18 protein-coding genes are annotated in these 18,132 nt (G+C 57.0%); 1 reads left to right on the top strand and 17 read right to left on the bottom strand.

Features of this window, described 5'->3' with window-relative positions:
- Positions 1-281: 281 nt before the first annotated feature.
- From WG78_RS17220 to WG78_RS17210, 3 genes are all read right to left on the bottom strand, one after another.
- On the bottom strand, positions 282-1,940 hold the full coding sequence (locus WG78_RS17220) for a hypothetical protein (protein ID WP_152969274.1): 1,659 nt from the start codon (positions 1,938-1,940) through the stop codon (positions 282-284).
- 126 nt (positions 1,941-2,066) lie between these two features.
- The gene (locus WG78_RS17215; protein WP_053939079.1) at positions 2,067-2,306 is read right to left on the bottom strand and encodes a hypothetical protein; all 240 of its coding nucleotides are present in this window, start codon (positions 2,304-2,306) and stop codon (positions 2,067-2,069) included.
- Positions 2,307-2,441: 135 nt separating this feature from the next.
- Positions 2,442-3,095 carry a TetR/AcrR family transcriptional regulator gene (locus tag WG78_RS17210; protein WP_053939078.1) on the bottom strand — a complete coding sequence of 218 codons (654 nt, stop codon included), beginning with the start codon at positions 3,093-3,095 and terminating at the stop codon, positions 2,442-2,444.
- Positions 3,096-3,203: 108 nt separating this feature from the next.
- Here WG78_RS17210 and WG78_RS17205 point away from each other — a divergent pair, with 108 nt between their 5' ends.
- A complete protein-coding gene (locus tag WG78_RS17205) occupies positions 3,204-4,724 on the top strand; it encodes an MDR family MFS transporter (protein WP_053939077.1) in 1,521 nt (506 codons plus the stop codon).
- Positions 4,725-4,793: 69 nt separating this feature from the next.
- Here the strand turns inward: WG78_RS17205 and WG78_RS17200 are convergent, their stop codons facing one another.
- The 14 genes from WG78_RS17200 to tagF form a co-directional block, all read right to left on the bottom strand.
- Positions 4,794-5,360: a hypothetical protein gene (locus WG78_RS17200; protein ID WP_053939076.1), complete on the bottom strand. Its 567-nt coding sequence runs from the start codon at positions 5,358-5,360 to the stop codon at positions 4,794-4,796.
- Between the two features lie 43 nt (positions 5,361-5,403).
- Positions 5,404-6,036, bottom strand: coding sequence for a hypothetical protein (locus WG78_RS17195; RefSeq protein WP_152969273.1), 633 nt, complete (start codon positions 6,034-6,036; stop codon positions 5,404-5,406).
- 3 nt (positions 6,037-6,039) lie between these two features.
- Positions 6,040-6,555, bottom strand: coding sequence for a hypothetical protein (locus WG78_RS17190; RefSeq protein WP_053939074.1), 516 nt, complete (start codon positions 6,553-6,555; stop codon positions 6,040-6,042).
- 27 nt (positions 6,556-6,582) lie between these two features.
- Entirely contained in the window at positions 6,583-7,167 is a 585-nt protein-coding gene (locus WG78_RS17185; protein ID WP_152969272.1) for a hypothetical protein, read from the bottom strand.
- Between the two features lie 101 nt (positions 7,168-7,268).
- Positions 7,269-7,910, bottom strand: coding sequence for a hypothetical protein (locus WG78_RS17180; protein WP_152969271.1), 642 nt, complete (start codon positions 7,908-7,910; stop codon positions 7,269-7,271).
- Positions 7,870-9,714 (bottom strand): LysM peptidoglycan-binding domain-containing protein, encoded by a 1,845-nt coding sequence (locus tag WG78_RS17175; RefSeq protein WP_053939071.1) that lies wholly within the window; start codon positions 9,712-9,714, stop codon positions 7,870-7,872. The genes WG78_RS17180 and WG78_RS17175 overlap by 41 nt, the downstream gene beginning before the upstream one ends.
- 3 nt (positions 9,715-9,717) lie before the next feature.
- A complete protein-coding gene (locus tag WG78_RS17170) occupies positions 9,718-10,239 on the bottom strand; it encodes a hypothetical protein (protein ID WP_152969270.1) in 522 nt (173 codons plus the stop codon).
- A complete protein-coding gene (locus tag WG78_RS17165) occupies positions 10,224-13,145 on the bottom strand; it encodes a type VI secretion system Vgr family protein (protein WP_083459295.1) in 2,922 nt (973 codons plus the stop codon). The genes WG78_RS17170 and WG78_RS17165 overlap by 16 nt, the downstream gene beginning before the upstream one ends.
- A gap of 172 nt (positions 13,146-13,317) precedes the next feature.
- Positions 13,318-13,803, bottom strand: coding sequence for a hypothetical protein (locus WG78_RS17160; RefSeq protein ID WP_053939069.1), 486 nt, complete (start codon positions 13,801-13,803; stop codon positions 13,318-13,320).
- A gap of 68 nt (positions 13,804-13,871) precedes the next feature.
- Positions 13,872-14,333, bottom strand: coding sequence for an OmpA family protein (locus WG78_RS17155; RefSeq protein WP_053939068.1), 462 nt, complete (start codon positions 14,331-14,333; stop codon positions 13,872-13,874).
- A gap of 168 nt (positions 14,334-14,501) precedes the next feature.
- Complete coding sequence (locus WG78_RS17150; RefSeq protein ID WP_053939067.1) at positions 14,502-15,002, bottom strand: Hcp family type VI secretion system effector; 501 nt, start codon at positions 15,000-15,002, stop codon at positions 14,502-14,504.
- Positions 15,003-15,064: 62 nt separating this feature from the next.
- On the bottom strand, positions 15,065-16,549 hold the full coding sequence (tssC, locus tag WG78_RS17145; RefSeq protein WP_053939066.1) for a type VI secretion system contractile sheath large subunit: 1,485 nt from the start codon (positions 16,547-16,549) through the stop codon (positions 15,065-15,067).
- 2 nt (positions 16,550-16,551) lie between these two features.
- Complete coding sequence (gene tssB, locus WG78_RS17140; RefSeq protein ID WP_053939065.1) at positions 16,552-17,061, bottom strand: type VI secretion system contractile sheath small subunit; 510 nt, start codon at positions 17,059-17,061, stop codon at positions 16,552-16,554.
- Between the two features lie 42 nt (positions 17,062-17,103).
- Entirely contained in the window at positions 17,104-18,126 is a 1,023-nt protein-coding gene (tagF, locus tag WG78_RS17135) for a type VI secretion system-associated protein TagF (RefSeq protein ID WP_053939064.1), read from the bottom strand.
- Positions 18,127-18,132: the final 6 nt, after the last annotated feature.

Genomic DNA, 18,132 nt, shown 5'->3' with positions numbered 1-18,132 from the left:
CGCCTTACATGGCCACAAAGGCGCCACTTTGATGCTGCATTGCAACGTAGATTACCCGAAAAAACTTAATTAGTCATTAAGGCGTAAGCCTGAAGCCATGAAATCACAGACTTTCGTGGTGGGCAAGCGCCTTGTGTCGATCTAGTCCAGAGACGCGGACTACATGGGCGGAGTGGGAGAAAGCGCCTGTTAAAACAAGCAAAATCCCGTTCGAACCGCCGCCCGACTTAACCTAAAATGCGGGCTGGCGCGGCGAAAGGTTACGGCTGTCGCTCATCTACTCATCGCAAATCAGGCCTGCGCGCGGTGAGCTTGGTCACGTTGCCGTCCGGACCTTTGACAAGCGCGTAATTCAACGTATTCAAATCGGTGAAGTCCATGCTGGACTGAATAAACACCGCCCCGCAGTTCTTGACGCCCGCTGCCGTCTGGAAGAAGGCGTCGGCGGACGGTTGGTTCTCGTAGATGCTGCGATCAAACAGCATGTTCAGATAGCCGCGTACACGGTTGTTGGTGCCCAGCACGGCGCAATCCAGCGGCACCGCCTGCGCAATCTGCTGTTTGAGCTGCGCATTGGCCTGCGCCACCTGCGGCCACGCGGCCATCGGCGCTTTCAGCTTGTTAAACTGGCGCAGGTTTTGCGCCGCACCCAACACCACCAGCGCGCTCAGCAGCGCCAACGGCCAACGCGCGCGGTACTGGATCAGGCGCGCCAGCACCAGCGCAATCACCAGCGCCAGCGCCGTCACCAGCTTCATGCGGTCATAGGTGTACATCACCGCGTGCTGCAACATCACCAGGTTTTCCAGCAGCGGAAACACCGCCAACAGCAGCAACATGGCCGGAATGTCCGGGCGCTGTTCGCGGCGCGGCCAGAAGGCCAGCACGCCCAGCGCAAGCGCCGCCACGACTAGATACAGGCCATACGAATCGGCATACCCGCTGATCAACATGCCGAGATCCGCACGCGCGGACGTGGCGCCGCGAGCAATAAAGCGGCCCAGCAACGCATGCAATGCCGGCGAAATGCCCAGCGCGATAAACAGATGCAGCAACTGCACGCCAAACGCCACCACGGTCGCGCCAAACAGGATATGCGGCAGTCGCGCGGGCAAGCTGTACGGACGTGGCCCCACCGCTGCGATGGGCGTGCGCCGCGCTTGTACCCAGAAATAAGCGGCCATCAGCACGTTGCCAACGATGCCGCTCCACTCGGTGGACGCGCTAAGAAACGACACCACCGCCAGTCCAGCCAACAAGCGCGGCGACGGCCTGGCCGCAATCGCCAGCAGAATCAGCAACTGCGCCAGCAACCAGATCTGCTCGATCGACTGGTTCCAGTACGCCATGCCAAAGGTATGCAGGCCTTCGCGACTAAAAATCAGCAGCGATGCGCCGAGCACGCCACAAAACAATGCGGTGCGATTGCCGTAACCCGTTAACGTCAGCATGCGGAACAACACCGCAAACAACAGCAGCGCCGATGCAAAGCCCAACGTAGCGTTAAAAAACAGCAGGTTATGCGCGGTGGGGGCCAGGCCGGTCAGCTTGAAGAACAGCCACGGCATCACAAAACCGATGGGGCCGAACGAGGTATAGATATAGACACCCGCTTTGGTAGGCAGCGTGGCGCCCCAGCTAATGCCTTTATCGCCGGGATTGCCCAGCGTGACCGAGGGCAACATAAAACTCTGGCTGATCGGCAGTGCGTTTAACGAGTGCACGGTTTGCAGCACGTGCAAGCTGGTTTCCATGTTCTGTTCGATCGCATCGTCACGGAAATCGCCCGCGCGCAGCACCAACGAAAGCGCAAACAGCAGCGCCACCACCACCAGTCCAAGCAGCAATGCAGGCCTGCAGGCCAGACGCCCGCTAAACCAGGCCGCGGGTGCGCGCTCGGGCTGGCTGGGCAGAGAGGAATTACTGGTCGTCGACGTCATGCGCTACCTTACAGTTTTCTGGCTTTAATGATTACGCCAGATAACAGCATGCAGCTAAGTACATGTCAAGACTTACGCGTGATGTAGGCGACTGGGGCGGGACTACGTCCAACCCGGACCCGCTGTTTAGAGCGAGCGGGCGGTAATCCAGTCAAACGGCGCATCGCTACGACCCGCCAGCAGCGAGCGCGCCAGGGCGGTGAAATCGGCATGCGCCAGATCAACCGTTGCTGTCAGCTCGTCCAGCTCTTGCAACGCGGGCGAGGTGGGATCGCTGAACGCGCTGACCAGCGCAGCGTGCAAGGCCGCGCCAGCGTCTTGCCACTGCTGGTAGGACGCGTTTAAACGAGCAAATTCGGTGGTCATGACAACATCTCCTGGTTGGCTCAGATTGCATGGTCGCAATTACGATAATGCGGCGCGACGCAAATGTCTGTGTTGACTATTGTCAGCCAGAAATGTTTCAGATTAGCCGTCGCCCCTGCCCCAGGCTGTCTGCAGTTACGGCTGCAGTCCGCGCAGCAGTAGCGCCCACGCGTGGTCAGAAATCTGTTGTGGCCCCAAGTGCGCGCGCATCGGGTCGTCTTTCCATTTCACCGACGCCGATAGCGGAAACACCGTTAATCCAATCAGCGAGGTGAACAACAGCATGGGATCGATCTGCGCGTTGATCAGGCCGTCGCGTTGCCAGCGCTTGACCGTATCCAGCATCGCCATGTGCTGTTGCCGCCCCATGCGCAGATGCACGCGCTGTTTGAACATATCGTCTTCGCTGATCATCTCGCGTAGCCAGAACGTGCCAAACCACGGATAGCGCGAGTTGATATTCATCAGCCGTTCCACCAGCAGCTTGATCACCGTAAACGGCTCATCGGGATGCGCTTCGAACACGTCTTCAAACGTGGCGCGCACCGGCATAAAGCGCTCTTCCAGCAAGCTGTCGAGTAATTGCTCGCGCGTTTTAAAGTAATAGTGCGCCGCAGCCGGCGTCATTTGCGCTTTGCGCGCGACGGCGGCAATGGTGGTCTCGGCCGCGCCATGTTTGGCGCACAGCAACAGCGCGATATCGAGCAAGCGTTCGCGCTGGTTTGCTTGCCCGGCGCGGGCGGCGGGTCGGCCCGGACGGCGCGCGGGTGGGGTTGGCTGGTCCTGCACGGTGTCTCCAGATTGAGAAACGGATAGTAACAGTTGGGCCTACCCAATTGACATGGCGCGGCGATCCATATATTAATTGCGCCGTTAATTAATTAGGTAGCCCTTTGTATGAACAGCAGAACCTCTGAAACCGTGGCCGTAGAGGCCCCCCACGCTGGCCATCCGCCCATCTGGGTGCTGATGGGCGCGCTGATGCTGGTGATGCTGCTGTCGGCATTGGACCAGACCATCGTCTCCACCTCACTGCCCACCATCGTCGGCGACCTGGGCGGCCTGCAGTCGCTGTCGTGGGTGGTGACGGCGTATCTGCTTAGCTCAACCATCGTGGTGCCGCTGTACGGCAAGCTGGGCGATCTGTTCGGCCGCAAGATTGTGCTGCAAACCGCCATCGTGCTGTTTCTGGTGGGTTCGGCGCTGTGCGGTTTATCGCAAAACATGACGCAACTGATCCTGACCCGTGCGCTGCAAGGCATGGGCGGCGGCGGTTTGATGGTGATCAGCATGGCGGTGGTGGGCGATGTGATTCCCCCGGCCGATCGTGGCCGCTATCAAGGCCTGTTTGGCGGCATCTTTGGCGTGGCCACCGTCATCGGCCCGCTGATTGGCGGCTTTTTTGTGCAGCATTTTTCGTGGCGTTGGGTGTTTTATATCAACCTGCCGCTGGGCCTGCTGGCCCTGGTGGTGATTGCCGCGGTGTTCAAACCGCACGTGGCGCACATCAAACATGAAATCGATTATTGGGGCGCCACCTTTCTGGCCATCGCGCTGACCTGTTTCATCATGTTTACCACCGAAGCCGGCACCAGCCTGCCGTGGAGTTCTGCGCAACTGTGGCTGTATCTGTTTATCGGCGTGATGTCGACGGCGGGCTTTATCAACGAAGAGCGCACCGCCAGCGAACCCATCATGCCGCCCAGCCTGTTTCGGCAACGCACGTTTGTAATCAGCAGCGTGCTGGGTTTTCTGATCGGCGCGGCGCTGTTTGGCTCGGTCACTTACTTGCCGCTGTATCTGCAGGTGGTGAAGGGTTCCACCCCCACCGAGGCCGGCATGCAATTGCTGCCGCTGATGGGCGGGTTGCTGGTGTCGTCGATGATTAGCGGACGGGTGATCAGCAAAATCGGCCGCTATCGCTTCTTTCCCATCGCGGGCAGCCTGATCGCCGCCGTGGGCATGTTGCTGCTGTCGCAACTGCAGGACAGCAGTCCGCTGAACGTGCTTTACCTGTATGCCGGTATCCTGGGCGTGGGCTTGGGGATGGTGATGCAAGTACTGGTGCTGGCGGTGCAGAACACCGTGGATATCAAACAGCTGGGCGTGGCCACCTCAGGCGTCACGCTGTTTCGCATGATCGGCGGCTCGTTGGGAGTCTCATTATTTGGCGCGCTGTTCACACACGGGCTGACCAGCCGCCTGACCGCCGTCTTCCCCGAAGGCACCCCCATCCCGCGCGCGGTGACGGCGCTGAATGCGCTATCGCCAGAATTGCATGCGCAATATCTGAAGGCTTTTGGCGCATCACTGCATGGCGTGTTTTATATCGCCGCCTGCGTGGCCACCGCCGGCTTTGTGCTGGCGTGGGGGCTGAAGGATGAGCCGCTGAAGGGCCACGGCAAGCCCGCACGCTAAGGTGTTTCGCACCCGCTTGAAAGCCGCCTTGTCCAGGCGGCTTTTTACTGGCTTGATGCTGCGAGCGCCTTAGTCATAACTGTGGGTAAGCCCGATCTTGCTGATCACGGAGCACAGCGGCCCGGCGATATCACTGAGCTTTGCACTGCGGCTTTCCGCGGTCAGCAAATGATCGTCGTCCTGGCCCATGGCCCAGAATTTAACGTGACCATCTGGCTGGATGGCATAGGCAATCATCTGGTCAAAACCATAGGGCAAATAAAGCGGCTCGCCGCGCCGATGCCGCGACAACACGCGGTTGAGTTTGGCCTGCGCTTTCGGGTTGCCCGCAATGGCTTTCCAGACGTCGTCTTTGCTGAGTTCTTTTTTGATGGTGGTGCCAGCGCCGCCAACAATTTCGCCAAATTCGAGTGACGATCTGCCTTCGTTAACCCGGCACGCATCACGCGCCTTTGCACCCTCGCCTTTCGGGTCGGCATAGCCCAGAAATGCATCCAGGCTGGCTTCGAGTTGCGGGTTTTTAGTCGGTGAGATCGAAAAGAACAATGCGTCGACACCCGCGTCGCGCGATCCCGCCCACGCCGGCGCGGCCACCACGGCGATACCCGCCAGCGCAATGCAAATTAACCGCGACATATTCAATCCATTTGATGAGGGTATCCGCACGGGCTAACTCGGATTATTGAATCGATTCCCAGCCTTTCTGGCCGACGACTTTAGCTTTGATATTAAATAGCGTGGCTTTGCTGCCGCCACCGCAAACACCCCAGCCGTCATCCGTTTTTCTCCAGCCGCTTTTGCGCTCATCAAACGCCTGGCAAGTATCGAGAAACAGATTGCCATCGGGCAAAACATGGCCTTCGATCTGGGCTTTGACCGCGGAGATCATGGCCTTGCCTTTCGCTTTTGGCACTTGGCCGATGCGAAGATAGGGCGGATAAAACGTATCGATAACAAATTCGAACGTAAATTTGCCAGCGCAGTCCAGGCTGCTTTTTACGGGTTCAAATGCATACAACGTTTCATAACGCTCATCCAGATCATTGGGCAAGCTGTGATAGGTGCTGATCTGGCCATTCTTGACCACATATACAAGGCCGAATTGCCCGGTAGTGCCGGCAAATTTCTTATCGGCATGCGTTAGTTCTGTCAGCACCCGGGACCATTGGCCACCGTCGGTGCGCGCATCGGCGGCCTCATCGCCGACATATACGCCGTCGCTAAGTGCCACACATGCGCTGGCTTGATGGCTTAGAACAAGGGCGGCTGCGGCAGCCAGACTGACGCGCACTATTCTCTGGATGGTTTTCATGGCTTAAGGAAATGAAACGGCTTTAATGTGATGGTCTTTATTGCGATCAGGATTCTCAGCGTCCGCGCGGCCTATACGCAGCGTCAGCGCTTTGTCGGTTACCAAGTCGCCATTCGCGGTAAATTCATTCTCTTGCTCGTTGGTTTCTTCATTACCGGTATCCGCCGCGTAATAAAGACTGAAGAAATCTTTGCCATCGAGTTTGATGCAGCTGTAATACACCGAGAACATCTTTTTATCGGTACCGGCCGCAGTGTATTTAGCTTGCTCGCCCGGTGCGTACAGCGGCACGTTTTGCGTTTTGATCACCGCGCCATTTTTGTCCAGAAACTCAAGCTTTTGCGGCATCTTGCAGCTATTGCGCTCGTCGGACGATCTGGCTTTGGTGCAGCTGACCGTCAAGCGCGCGTGAGCGTCGCCGCATTTCATCGGCGTCACCCACGGCGCATCCGCGGCGTGGGCGGCAGCGGCGAGCGCCATTGCCGAAAATGCGGTGCCCAATACGTGTTTGAATTGCATTTGAATCTCTCGCCAATACCGGTTCAATCAACCGCCCGTTTGCGCCGGAATGGTAAACACACTCTTTTTGCCATCGACGGTAAATGTGATTACATCCGCGCCATTACGGGTTTTGTCTTGCAATTTAACGTTGCTATCGCTGGCTTTAAAACTGCTCTTGACGCTATCAGACATGATCTTTGCTTCGACTGCGGGCATCAGATACGGAATCGGATGCGCACTGCTGCCGCTGCTGATCAGGGTTTTCTGCGTGCTATTGATATCGGTCTTTGAATAGCGGGTGCGATAGGCAAACTTGTAGCCTTTAATGCCTTTTACTTCGTCGGCAAAATCGGGGTCCACGCTGTATTTGGCAATCACCGCATTGATATCCAGCGGTGTCAGATCCGCCACTTCCACGCAGCAAGCCACGTTGTAGGTATTGCTTTCTTGCTGCTGCAGCGACGAAAACACCGTGGCTTTGTCCAGCTTTTGATCCAAAAACAGCAGCGTTTCCACGGTGACCACTTTGCCGCTATGCATCACCGGTACGCTGGCGAAAATGCCCGTGGCGGGGGCGGCAAATACCTGGGTGCTCATTAACAGGGCGCTTAGCGCCCACGCTTTTTTCATTATCGGGCTCACTATCGGCCTTGGATTGAACTGGACGGCAATCAGCGCAGCCGTTGCCGTCCATTTGCGCAATACGCATTCAAAAGCGATGGTGCGAACCCTTACTTAATGGATTCCCAACCTTTTTGACCGACCACTTTGTCTTTGATGTTAAACAGCGTTGTCTTGTTGCCGCCGCCACACATACCCAAATCATCGCTAGTCTTGCGCCAGCCCGTGGTCCGTTGTTCAAACGCTTGGCAGCTATCCAGGTGGAGATTACCATCGGTCAACACATGCCCTTCGATATGCGCTTTGATCGGGTCGGTAGATTTCGGCTTTTTGGCTGGCGAGATCTGGCCAATTTTAAGCACCGAGGTGTAATAACGATCAAACACCATATCCAGCACAAATTTGCCGTCACAGCTACCGGCGCTCTGAACCGGAATCACCGAGTACAGGGTTTCGTAGTGCTCATCAAGCGCATTGGAAATGCCGCGATATAAAGTGATTTGCCCATCCTTGATGACATAGGCCAGGTCAAACTGCCCAGTGGTACCAAAGAATTTCTTTTCACCCAGCGTTAATTCTTTAACCACTCTGGACCATTGACCACCATCCGTAAGCGAATTCGCATCGCTATCCGCCACGTAAACGCCATCTTTGAGGGCGTCACAAGCATGTGCGGGATTGCTCAAAAGCAGAACCGATGCGCCGATCAGGTTAAGGCTGAGGGATTTCCAAATGATATGCAGGTTCGCCACCTTTCATCCTCGGTGAAATAAATACGTTAATCAGTTTCTTTTCCATTAAAGCTGCAATTTCTTTCTCAAAGGGCTCGCGCCGGGAAGGCGGCATACGGCTGTGAGAAATATCGATCACATTGAGCTTCTTGTAGAGTTCTTCGGGAACACAATGTTTGGAAACCCGTTTTCCCTCTTTGGCCAGCTCATCAATCTTATCCTCCATCGCCTCAATAATCTCTTGCCTCGAAGCCCCCTTTTTATGCAACTCCGCATAAACATTGACCACCGCCCTTCCCGGCGCGGCGTACAACTTCAATTGTTTATCCACCCCTAATGACTCGATATTGTCATAAAGCGTTTTTGCCTGGCGTTTGGGTGGCCGGATCCCACTGGTGATAATGACGAGGTCCAGCCCGATGCGGGAAGCCACATCGCCGACCAGTTTGCGGGTGTATTCGGAAATCAGATCCGGTTCCGCCACGTCTTTGGCAATCGTCACGACTGCCGTGGTTTTGGCAGTAGCCACCGCAACCGGTTTAGCGTCATTGTTTTCGTTGGTTTTGTGCTCTTTCAGTTCGGGCTTGGGCGTCGCAGGCTTGGTGGGCTTGGGGGCCGCCTGAATCTTCACTTCGGCGTTTTTTTGCACCGGACTGCCTTTAGGCAGCACCACGTGGCTACGCGAATATTCAAACAAGGTCGAGGCGTGCTCGGGCTCCACTTTCAGCGCCGTGCTTACTTTCTGCATCAAGCCTGGTTCCGGCTTTCTGGGGATATGCGGCTTGTTAACCACCAATTGCGCGCCGACCGCCAATTTATTCTTGTCTTTAATATGATTGAGCTCGGCCAGTTCATCGACCGTCATATCGTTTTCTTTGGCGATGGAAGATAGCGTTTCACCCTTTTTAACGGTGTGTTTTTCCACGGTAGGGATAGCGGAAACGCCTTTGGTTTTGGCCACCACATAAGGGTTCAGAATGGCAAAAACAATTTCAGATACGCCAGGTACATGAATCGGCTGTGTCTTGCCTTGTCCGTCCGTAGCGCCCTTGATTACTTTTACTTCTTTGGCTTTCTGTGCAGAAGGCGGCTTACCGGCTGGCGCCGCTGCAGCAACAATGGCGACATAAGGCTGGTTCGCCTTGGGCGTGCCTTGGGCGTCATTCAATGTAAAGCTGACTTTGGTGCTGGATTTCAAAGCGGCTTCGACGGCATCCAGATGCGGAATAATCTTCTTTTCCGCAATCGCATAAGAGCCTAATTTTTTGGCCTCTTGAGGCGTGGTGTGCGTGTACCAGCCGTCATGATGGTAGATATAAACGTAATTTTCCCAATGGGCGCCCGCCATTTCTTTGGCTTTGTTCCGACCGACCATATAGGAAAGAACCAGCCCGAATACACCTTTCTCAGCGTCAAATCGATCTGGCCACGGCACCATATGCAATGAGAAACCCAGCATATCTTTGGAGTAGTTGTCCTTCTCCGCTTCTTCCGCATTGCCTTTGGTGTATTGAGCGATACCCGACGCGCTGGTCGTGCCTGCGGCAGCATCCGGGTTAAAGCCCGACTCTGCTTTGGCAATCAGCAAGACATAGGCAATCTCGCGATAGTTAAGGTGGTAGCGCACCCCCACCTCAATAATCTTGTCGATGATCTTTTGCTGCACCTCCCGCGACGCGTCACCCACCACGCGCGAGTTTCCGGCCAAGGCTCCTTCCGGCTTGATAATATGCGGATATTTTTTCAGCGCAGAATAATCCTTGATCTGCTCTTCTTTATATTCCGCGCCCTTCGCGCAGTACAACAACTCGTAGATATCGCTCATGGCTTAATTGAAAGACGCTGCTTTAATGTGGTGATCTTTATTACGATCAGGGTTCTCGCCGTCCGCTACGCCAATGCGATCGCGTAACTTGCCAGGCGGCACAAATTCGCCGCTCGCCGAGAACTGGTTTTCCTTTTCGTTGAATTCTTCAGCGCCGGTATTCGCCGAATAGTAAATGTTGAAATAATCTTTACCGTCGAGTTTTACGCAGCTGTAGGTCATGGCAAACATTTGCTGATCCGTGCCCGCCGCTTTGTATTTGGCCTGCTCGCCGGGCGCATAAACCGGCAGATTCACGGTTTTAATGACGGCACCGGACTGATCCAGAAACTCAAGTTTTTGCGGCATCTTGCAGCTATTGCGCTCATTGGCCGATTTGGCTTTGCTGCAGCTCACCGTAAAGCGAGCCTGTGCATCACCACATTTCAGCGGGGTCACCCAGGGCGTTGCTGCATCGGCGGCATAGGCGCCTGCGCCATAAATCATTGCGGCAGCGGCAAATGCAAATTTCAGTCTTGATCCCATAATTCCCTCATTTCTGTGTGATACAAATTCAGCTGTTCGTCATCCCAAACGTCCGCAAATACCGGCGTCATGGCGATCTTATCGGGCTGCGGCGTATGCGCTGTAACGGTTTTTCCTTCGTTGTCCGTCACCCCGAAAATCTTGTTGCCGTTAGGCATTTCAATCAGATACGGGTGGTTGGCCATTACATTGCCCGCCTCATCCACCATCTGGAAATGCCCGGCATATGGCGATTTGAATTCAGGCAGGTTTTTCTGCATCTGCGCCGGCCCGCTCATGCTATGGCTCGCACCCTTGATATCAATCGCGCCCGGCGCATGGATTTCGATATTGCCGCCGGCCAGCCGGATATACGCGCCGCCCGCGGTCAGCAAAATCTCTTTGCCCGCGGTGATGTTGATGGTCTCGTGCGCGGTCTGTTCGATGTTTTTGGCGGACTGCATTTCGATGCTGTCGGCCTGCGCCTGGATCTGGATCTTGCCTTTGGCGCTGATCAGCTTCATCGCCACCTTGTCGGCCACGCCGGCCACAAACAGGCTGATGTGCTCGCCCACGTTGTGCAGCCAACGGCGGCCCGAGGTCTGGTTGGTGTCGCGTTGCGCCGTGATGTCCAGGTTGGTGCCGGCGGCCAGCGTCTGGCTTTGCGAGGTGGCCAGCGCGATGCCGGCCGGTGCGCTCAACACCAGCAAGCCCTGCATGCCGGCCTGATCGCCGCTGGCGTCTTTGGCGGTGTTGCTGCCGTTTTCCCAGGCGCGCAGGGCTTCTTTCAGATGGTATTGATGGCCGCTGGCTTGTTTGGCGCCCGCGGCGTTATCGCTGGTGACGGCCTGGCCGTTGTTGCCGGTTTCCGGCGTGTCGGCCAGTTGGTGCGTGGCGGTTTCGCCCAGCGATTGCGCCAGCGCAAATGCAGCATCAAGGCTGCTTTGCGCCGTGCTGCGGTCCAGCTGTTTGCCCGCCGCGTTGCTGGCGGCATCAGCGCTGATGAACACACCCGCGCCAGCGCGGATGGCGCCATGTTTGTCGGTACGCAGCTCGAAGCCCTCGCCGCGCGCTTCGGCCTTGCCGTCGGTGCGCGGGTGGGTCAGATAGCCCAGGTTCAGTTGCGTCTTGCCGTGTTCGGAACTCAGCTTGGCGCGGACTTCGCCCGTCGAATCATCAAACAGCAGTTCGTTGTACTGGCTGCCTTTGTATTCCTTGCTTTTAAAGCCCGACAACACCTTGTTGTTGGGCAGCGAACCGGCGCCGCTAAACGCGGGCGGGCGATGGCTGCCGTTGTACAACACGCCGGTCACCAGCGGGCGATCGATATCACCTTCGATAAACTGCACCACCACTTCCTGGCCGATGCGCGGAATGTGCTGGTTGCCCCAGCCATCGCCGGCGGCGGGCATGGCCACGCGCACCCAGCAACTGCTGTTGTCGTCCAGGTTGGCACCCGATTGCGGGTGTTCATCGCTGCGCTGCCAGTGCAACTGGATCTTGATGCGGCCCTGGTCGTCGGTATGGATTTCTTCCCCGGCCGGGCCCACCACCAGCGCGGTTTGCAGGCCCGGTGCGGTGGGTTTGCGCAATGCCTTGCCCGCGTAATCGGGCAGCAGCGGCAGGCCGCGGCGTTGCGTCTGCATCTGCATTTTAAACGGCGCGTCTTGCGTGGCGTCGCTGGCGGAGTGGCCGCTGCCCAAGGCCATACCGGCCAGACCGGCAATGCTGGCGGCGTCGCCGGTGCGCGCGCTGGCCACCATATTGCTCAGCTGGCCGACCTTGCCTGCGGTCTTGATCAGGCCGGACAAGCCTTGCTGCAGATCGCCCGGCAGGTTGTTGCTGGCCTTGATGATGGTGCTGGTCACCGTAAACTGGCGGTCTTCCGGCGTATCAAATTCGTGGCCGGGATGGTTGTCCAGCTGGAACCACTGGCCCACATCCAGCCCGCGCACCGTGCCTTCGCCAATAAAGTGTTTGGCCAGCGCGTCGATGGCTTGCTGGCGCAGGCCGGCATAGCGGCCCAGGTCTTCGCCATCGCTGCCGTAATACGCGCCGGGGGCGTCGTAATGCGTCAATGTGCTTTGCAACTGGCGGCCCGCTTCGCCCTGATCGACGCGGGTTTCGTCGGCAGCGGTGGTGGTGCCGGCCGGTTTGTAATCAAAGCTGGCCAGCGAAACCTGCGCAGGCGTGATCTGGCGTTGCGCCGACCAGTGCGTCAGCGCATCTTCGCTCTCGGTCACGTCGGCACGATGAAAGCGCACACGGCCCAGCGGCGATTGTTCCAGCTGGTACGGGTCGTCAAACGGCACCAGCGTGGTCAGCGGCGTGTCGCCGCCTTCAAATTCGTAGCGATACGGAATGCCCTCTTCCGCCAGAATGCGGTGCAGAAAATCGAGGTCCGATTCGCGGTATTGCACGGTGTACGAGCGCGACGGATAGGTCTTGCTCAGATCAAAGCGCGTGGCAAAGTGCGCGCCAAACACCGGGTTGTTCGACACATGTTCATCCAGCACCGTCTTCACGATGTCGGGCACCGACAAATCCTGGAACACGCGGCTGGCCGTGCGTAAACGCAGCAGCGAAAACGGCGGTTCGATGGTCAGGTCGTAACGCGCAAAGCCGCCATCCGAACCCTTGGCCGCCGCCGCGCTCACCACGCCGGTGATCACTTGCTGGCCGCCATCGGCGCTCAGGATATCGACTTCCACCGCCAGGCCCAGCAGCGTCTTCAGCTCCAGCGACGTGTCGGACGACAGACACTGCAGCGTATACACATAGCCATTGGAAAGCTGGTGCGAGCCCTCTAGCACATGCGGCAGCAAGGTGCCCGGCAGCGGGCCGCCACTGCCAAAGTGCAGTTCCAGTACCCGGCTGTCCTGGGTAAAGGCGCTGGCAAAAGAGGCGATCAGATCAGAGAGATTCATGACTTGTTTCGCTACGTGAGGTCAAGGAAAACGCTGCGGAGCAGGTCAGTCCAGCAATCGGGGAGCTAAATGGTTCCGCGCGACAAGCGCTCGCCGCACGACTCGGTACGTTTCTTACAAATACAACTTTTCGCAGGGTAATCATAAGATCCATACCATTATTTATTTCCACTCATTTGGTTAAGCATTGAGTCTCTACGCTATCCATTGATCCGCTAATATCCGTATACCCTACAGCTTTGCCATTCTTCTTATTGGTATATCTAAAGCCACTTATAGCAGCGGCATTAGTATCGAATTCATAAGCGCCAGTAACATCCTTGCCGATAATCTCTAACCAGGTTTGTTCAGCACTTTCCTGGCGCGTACCAAGTTCCATGCCTCGGGATGCAGCGTATACGATGGTAATAGGCGCCTTCTTCTTGCCGTATTGCACAAACCCGCCCTGCCATTTACTTCCTGCATCTCCGACGAGAACAAGTTCCATTCTGATTTTATTGTTCTCACTTTCCAGACAACGTCGCTCCACGCTGACGTCCGCATAGGCCAGAGAAATAGTTCCTGAAATCATGAAAATGAATATCTTTCCAAACATATCTCTCCAGTAATTCACTGTCGCGGCGCTGGCAAAAGAGGCGATCAGGTCGGATAGGTTCATGGTTGGCTTTGCAACGTTCGGGGTGTTTTGCCAGCAAGCGGCGGGCTTGCTGGCGCGTTTACCGCAATTTATTCAAACGAAATCAGCGCGGCGCTTTCCGGCTTGTCGGTGGTAAAGCGCACGCGCACTTTGGCGGCCGGAATACCGGCGGCCACAAATTCTTTTTTCACCACATTGGCGCGCGCCAGCGCAGCGGCTTTGGCGTTGCCGATTTTGGTGCGATCGCAAAAGCCGCGCACATTCACGTATTTGGCGGTTTGCGCGGTGCTGATCAGGGCGGCGATCTTGGCCTTGCCGTTGGCATCCAGCGTGGCGCCCATCGGGTCGAATTCGATACGCATCGGGTCACCGCTGATGGCGCTGGCAGCCACCGGGCCGGATGCGGTTTGCGCACCAGGCTTGGCTGCGGCGGCCACAGCGCTGGCGTCTTTCAGCCAGTGCTCGCGCGGGGCGGCAGGTGCAGCGGGAGGAGTATCGGTGGCGCAACCGGCCAGAAAGGCGACGGCTACAAAGAAAATGCCTGCACGCATGATGTGTTTCCTTAACGACTGACGGGCCTGGCGCTCTATGGGCCTGGCCTTGGAATACGGTAATAAGAAGGTCGAGCGGGTGTTACAGGGGCCGTCCCGGAAAGTGCTGCCCCAGCGGTGCTACGGCCGGCTTGCCTGTGACGGCAAACCGGCCGCAAACCCACGCGATCAAGCGTAGGTTTTGTTCGCGGTCAGATCCCAACCGGCGCTCACGTTACCGCCGGCCGAGCCGTCAGCACGTTGTTGCTGGCTGTAAGTCCACTTGATCTTGCCGTAGCTGAAGCTCACCGCTTCGGTCGGGAAACCATCGGCGCCTGCGGTGGTGCCGTTGGTGGCCACTTTGCTCACTACAACTTGTTCCAGCTTCACTTCGAGGTACTTCACCTTGTCGCCACCGGCGCGGCACAGTTCCAGCGTGACCGAGCTGATGTGCTTGCCGGTGCAGCATGCTTCGGCGATCTTCGGGCTGGACTTGTCCAGCAGATGCACGATGTCGAACGTGTCGTGGTTAACGCGTTCTGCGGTCGCGCCGCCGGACGAGCTGGCGGTGGCCGAAGCGGGTTGTTCCAGGTTGTGATTGAAGGATTTGATTTCAATCCATTCTTTGTGCTTGTCGTCGGTGCTCTCACCCGGAATACCGTCGATCTTCAGAAATGCATCAAAAGCCATTGAGAAACTCCATGAGTTAGTCAGAACAAATTTCTATTTCGCCAAAACAAAACGGCAAATGCTTAGCGCGTGGGCTTAGGCAACTCAGCCACCAGACGCAGCGAAATAGTCAATTCATCCAGTTGGAAATGCGGGCGCAAAAAGGCCGCCGCGCGATAAACGCCTGGTTTGCCAGGTACTTCAACCACATCAACGCGAGCTTCGCGCAATGGATATTTGGATTTGGCTTCTTGCGATGCGGAATCATCCAGCAATACGTATTGCGACAACCACGTATTAAGGAAATCCTGCACATTCTGGCGCGAAGCAAAACTACCGATCTTGTCGCGCATGATTGATTTCATGTAATGCGCAATCCGCGATACCGAATAGATATACGGCAATTGCGTGGACAAACGCGCATTGGCATTGGCCGAATCGGTGTTATAGCTTTTAGCCTTCTGTACCGACTGACCACTAAAGAACGCGGCGTAATCGGTGTTTTTGCAATGCACCAGCGAAATAAAGCCAAGGTCGCTCAGCAGCTTTTCGGTGCGGTCGGTAATGGCCACTTCGGTGGGGCATTTCAGCGCCACTTCGCCGTCATCGGTCTTGAAGGTGTGTGCAGACAACCCCTCGACCAGACCACCGCCTTCCACGCCGCGGATGGCTGCCAGCCAGCCAAATTGCGAAAACGCATCCGCCAGACGCGCGCCATACGAATACGCCGCGTTGGTCCACAGATATTTACTATGGTCGGAACCATCGACGTTTTCTTCAAAGTCAAAAGCCTCGACCGGTACGTTATCGCGGCCATACGGCAGGCGGCCCAATACATGCGGCAATACCATGCCCACATAACGCGCATCATCCGATTCGCGAAAGCTCTTCCATTTGGCGTATTCAACCGTATCAAAAATCTTGGCCAGATCACGCGGCTTGCCGATATCCGAAAAACTTTCCAGACCAAACAAACCGGCGCCAGCCGAAGTAATCAACGGCGCATGCGCGCTGGCGGCCACGTGGCTTAATTCTTCCAGCAGATAAAAATCTTCGGGATGGCGGGTAAATTCATAATCGCCAATCAAAGAGGCATACGGCGCGCCACCAAAGGTGCCGTATTCTTCTTCATAAATCTTTTTAAACAGCGCGCTCTGGTCAAATTCGGGCGAGGTTTTAAAATCCTTAACCAGATCTTTTTTCGATGCATTCAGCACCTTGATCTTCAGTTGCGTGCTGGTTTCGGCTTCATTAACCAGATATTTAAGACCGCGCCACGACGCTTCCAGCTTCTGGAATTCGGCGTTATGCATGATCTCGTTCAATTGCGCCGAAATCAGCGCATCGATTTCGGCCACGCGCACGTCAATGGACGCCGACAGATCACGCGATACCGTCACCGAGCCCGCCAGCACCTGGTCGGCCAGTTCGCTGATCAGGTCACGCGTGTGTTTCTTTTCCAGATCGTTGGTGGCAATGCGGCTTTGATCGATGATCGAATCAAGCAGCGATGCGCCTTGCTCCGTGGTGGTCTGGGCGGCGCTGCTGAGGCTGTGTTCGGTGCTCATGCTCAGTTCTCCGGCGGGGTATTAGCGGGCTGATTGCCAATCTGGCGCAGCTTTTCGGTGTCGCGCACCACTTCGTCCAGCAGTTCTTCCAGCTTGTCGTTGGCGACCAGCTTGTTGCGCAGGTCCGACAGGCGCTGGCGCGCTTCCAGCAAACGGCGCAGCGGCTCAACTTGCTCCACCACCTGTTGCGGCTCGAAATCAGCCAGCTGGTTAAATTCGAGTTCAACGCCCAACTGGGTGTCGTCGTCTTTCAGCTTGTTATCCACTTTCAGCGCCAGACGCGGCGCCATGCCCTTGAGCACGTCGTCAAAGTTGTCGCGATCAATCTGCACAAACTTGCGTTCTTTCAGCTTGGGCAACGGCTGTTTGCTGTGGCCGGTGTAATCACCCATCACGCCCAGCACAAACGGCAGTTCTTTGGTTTCAATCGCATCGCCCACTTCAACGTCGTAGGTGATCTGCACACGAGGCGGTCTCACTCGTGACAATTTTTTCTGTGTACTTTCAGCCATGGTGGATACCCCTTCGTGTCCCGGAATGGCCAGGCTGGCGGGTTACGCCAGTGTTCTGGTCAGTTTTTCAACAATGCCTTGCAGCGCGTAAAGATCGAGTGCGGGGTCGGCAAGCTGCCGCCCCAGAATGTACGAAACCTCGGCGTACGACTGATGCGCGGACCACGGTGCCGAAGTTTCCAGCACATTCACCACGGTTCGCGGCTCTGGCGCGATGCCCCAGAGCACGGCCAGAAAACGGTCGGTAAAACTCTCCGGCGCCAGCGCCAGATAACGCTTGCCGTCTTGTTGCAAGGTGATGCAATGCGGAAAGCGCGCAAACGTCGATTGCGTGGCCGCGCGGTACAGCGATAACCACGTGGCGTTGCCCAGCGTGTCTTCGCCCGGTGCGCTGGGCAGCAACAACATCAAGGCCTGGCGCGGTGTGCTGCCGGCATAGCGACGCAGCAACTCGCCGTAAAAAGTAAACGCCAGCAGATGGTCTTCCAGCCCGCCACGCCCGGCGTTTTGCAGATCGCGCTGCAGCCGCGCGGCCGGGGTTTGCTGCAGATGGCGCACCAGCACATTGGTGGCCAGTTCCACATCGGCATCAGCACGCGCGCTGGGCACTTGCTGCGCTTCCAGAAACTGGCGGCAGGCCAGCATTTCCACCGAGTTCTCGATGGCGCTGGACAACTGGTCGCGCAGGCCGGCAAAAAACAGTTCGTTGGCGATGGCCAGTTCGGGCAGATGCGGCAACACCACATCGGCCGGCAGGATGGCGCCGGCCACCAGCGGATAGCAGCGGCCCGCTTCATCCTGGCTGGGGTGCAGGCTGCCAAAGAACACCCAGCGGCCGTCAGCCGAGGTGAACTGGAAATCCGCCGGGGGGCTGGCCAGATAGCGTTGTTGCCAGCCTTCGGTTTGCGCAGCCACGGTCAGGCTGCGGCCCAACAGATCGTCAAATTCCTGTACGACGGGATGGCTGGCGTTAATGCGCACAAAATCAGCGCGGCGCGGCAGCTTGCCAAAGATGGCGTATTGCGGGGCTGCCCCGCCGGGCGCGCGTTTAAAGTTAAGCGGCATACTGCG

The sequence above is a fragment of the Amantichitinum ursilacus genome, assembly GCF_001294205.1.
Lineage (GTDB): Bacteria > Pseudomonadota > Gammaproteobacteria > Burkholderiales > Chitinibacteraceae > Amantichitinum > Amantichitinum ursilacus.
This window is presented reverse-complemented; position numbering and strand designations above follow the sequence as displayed.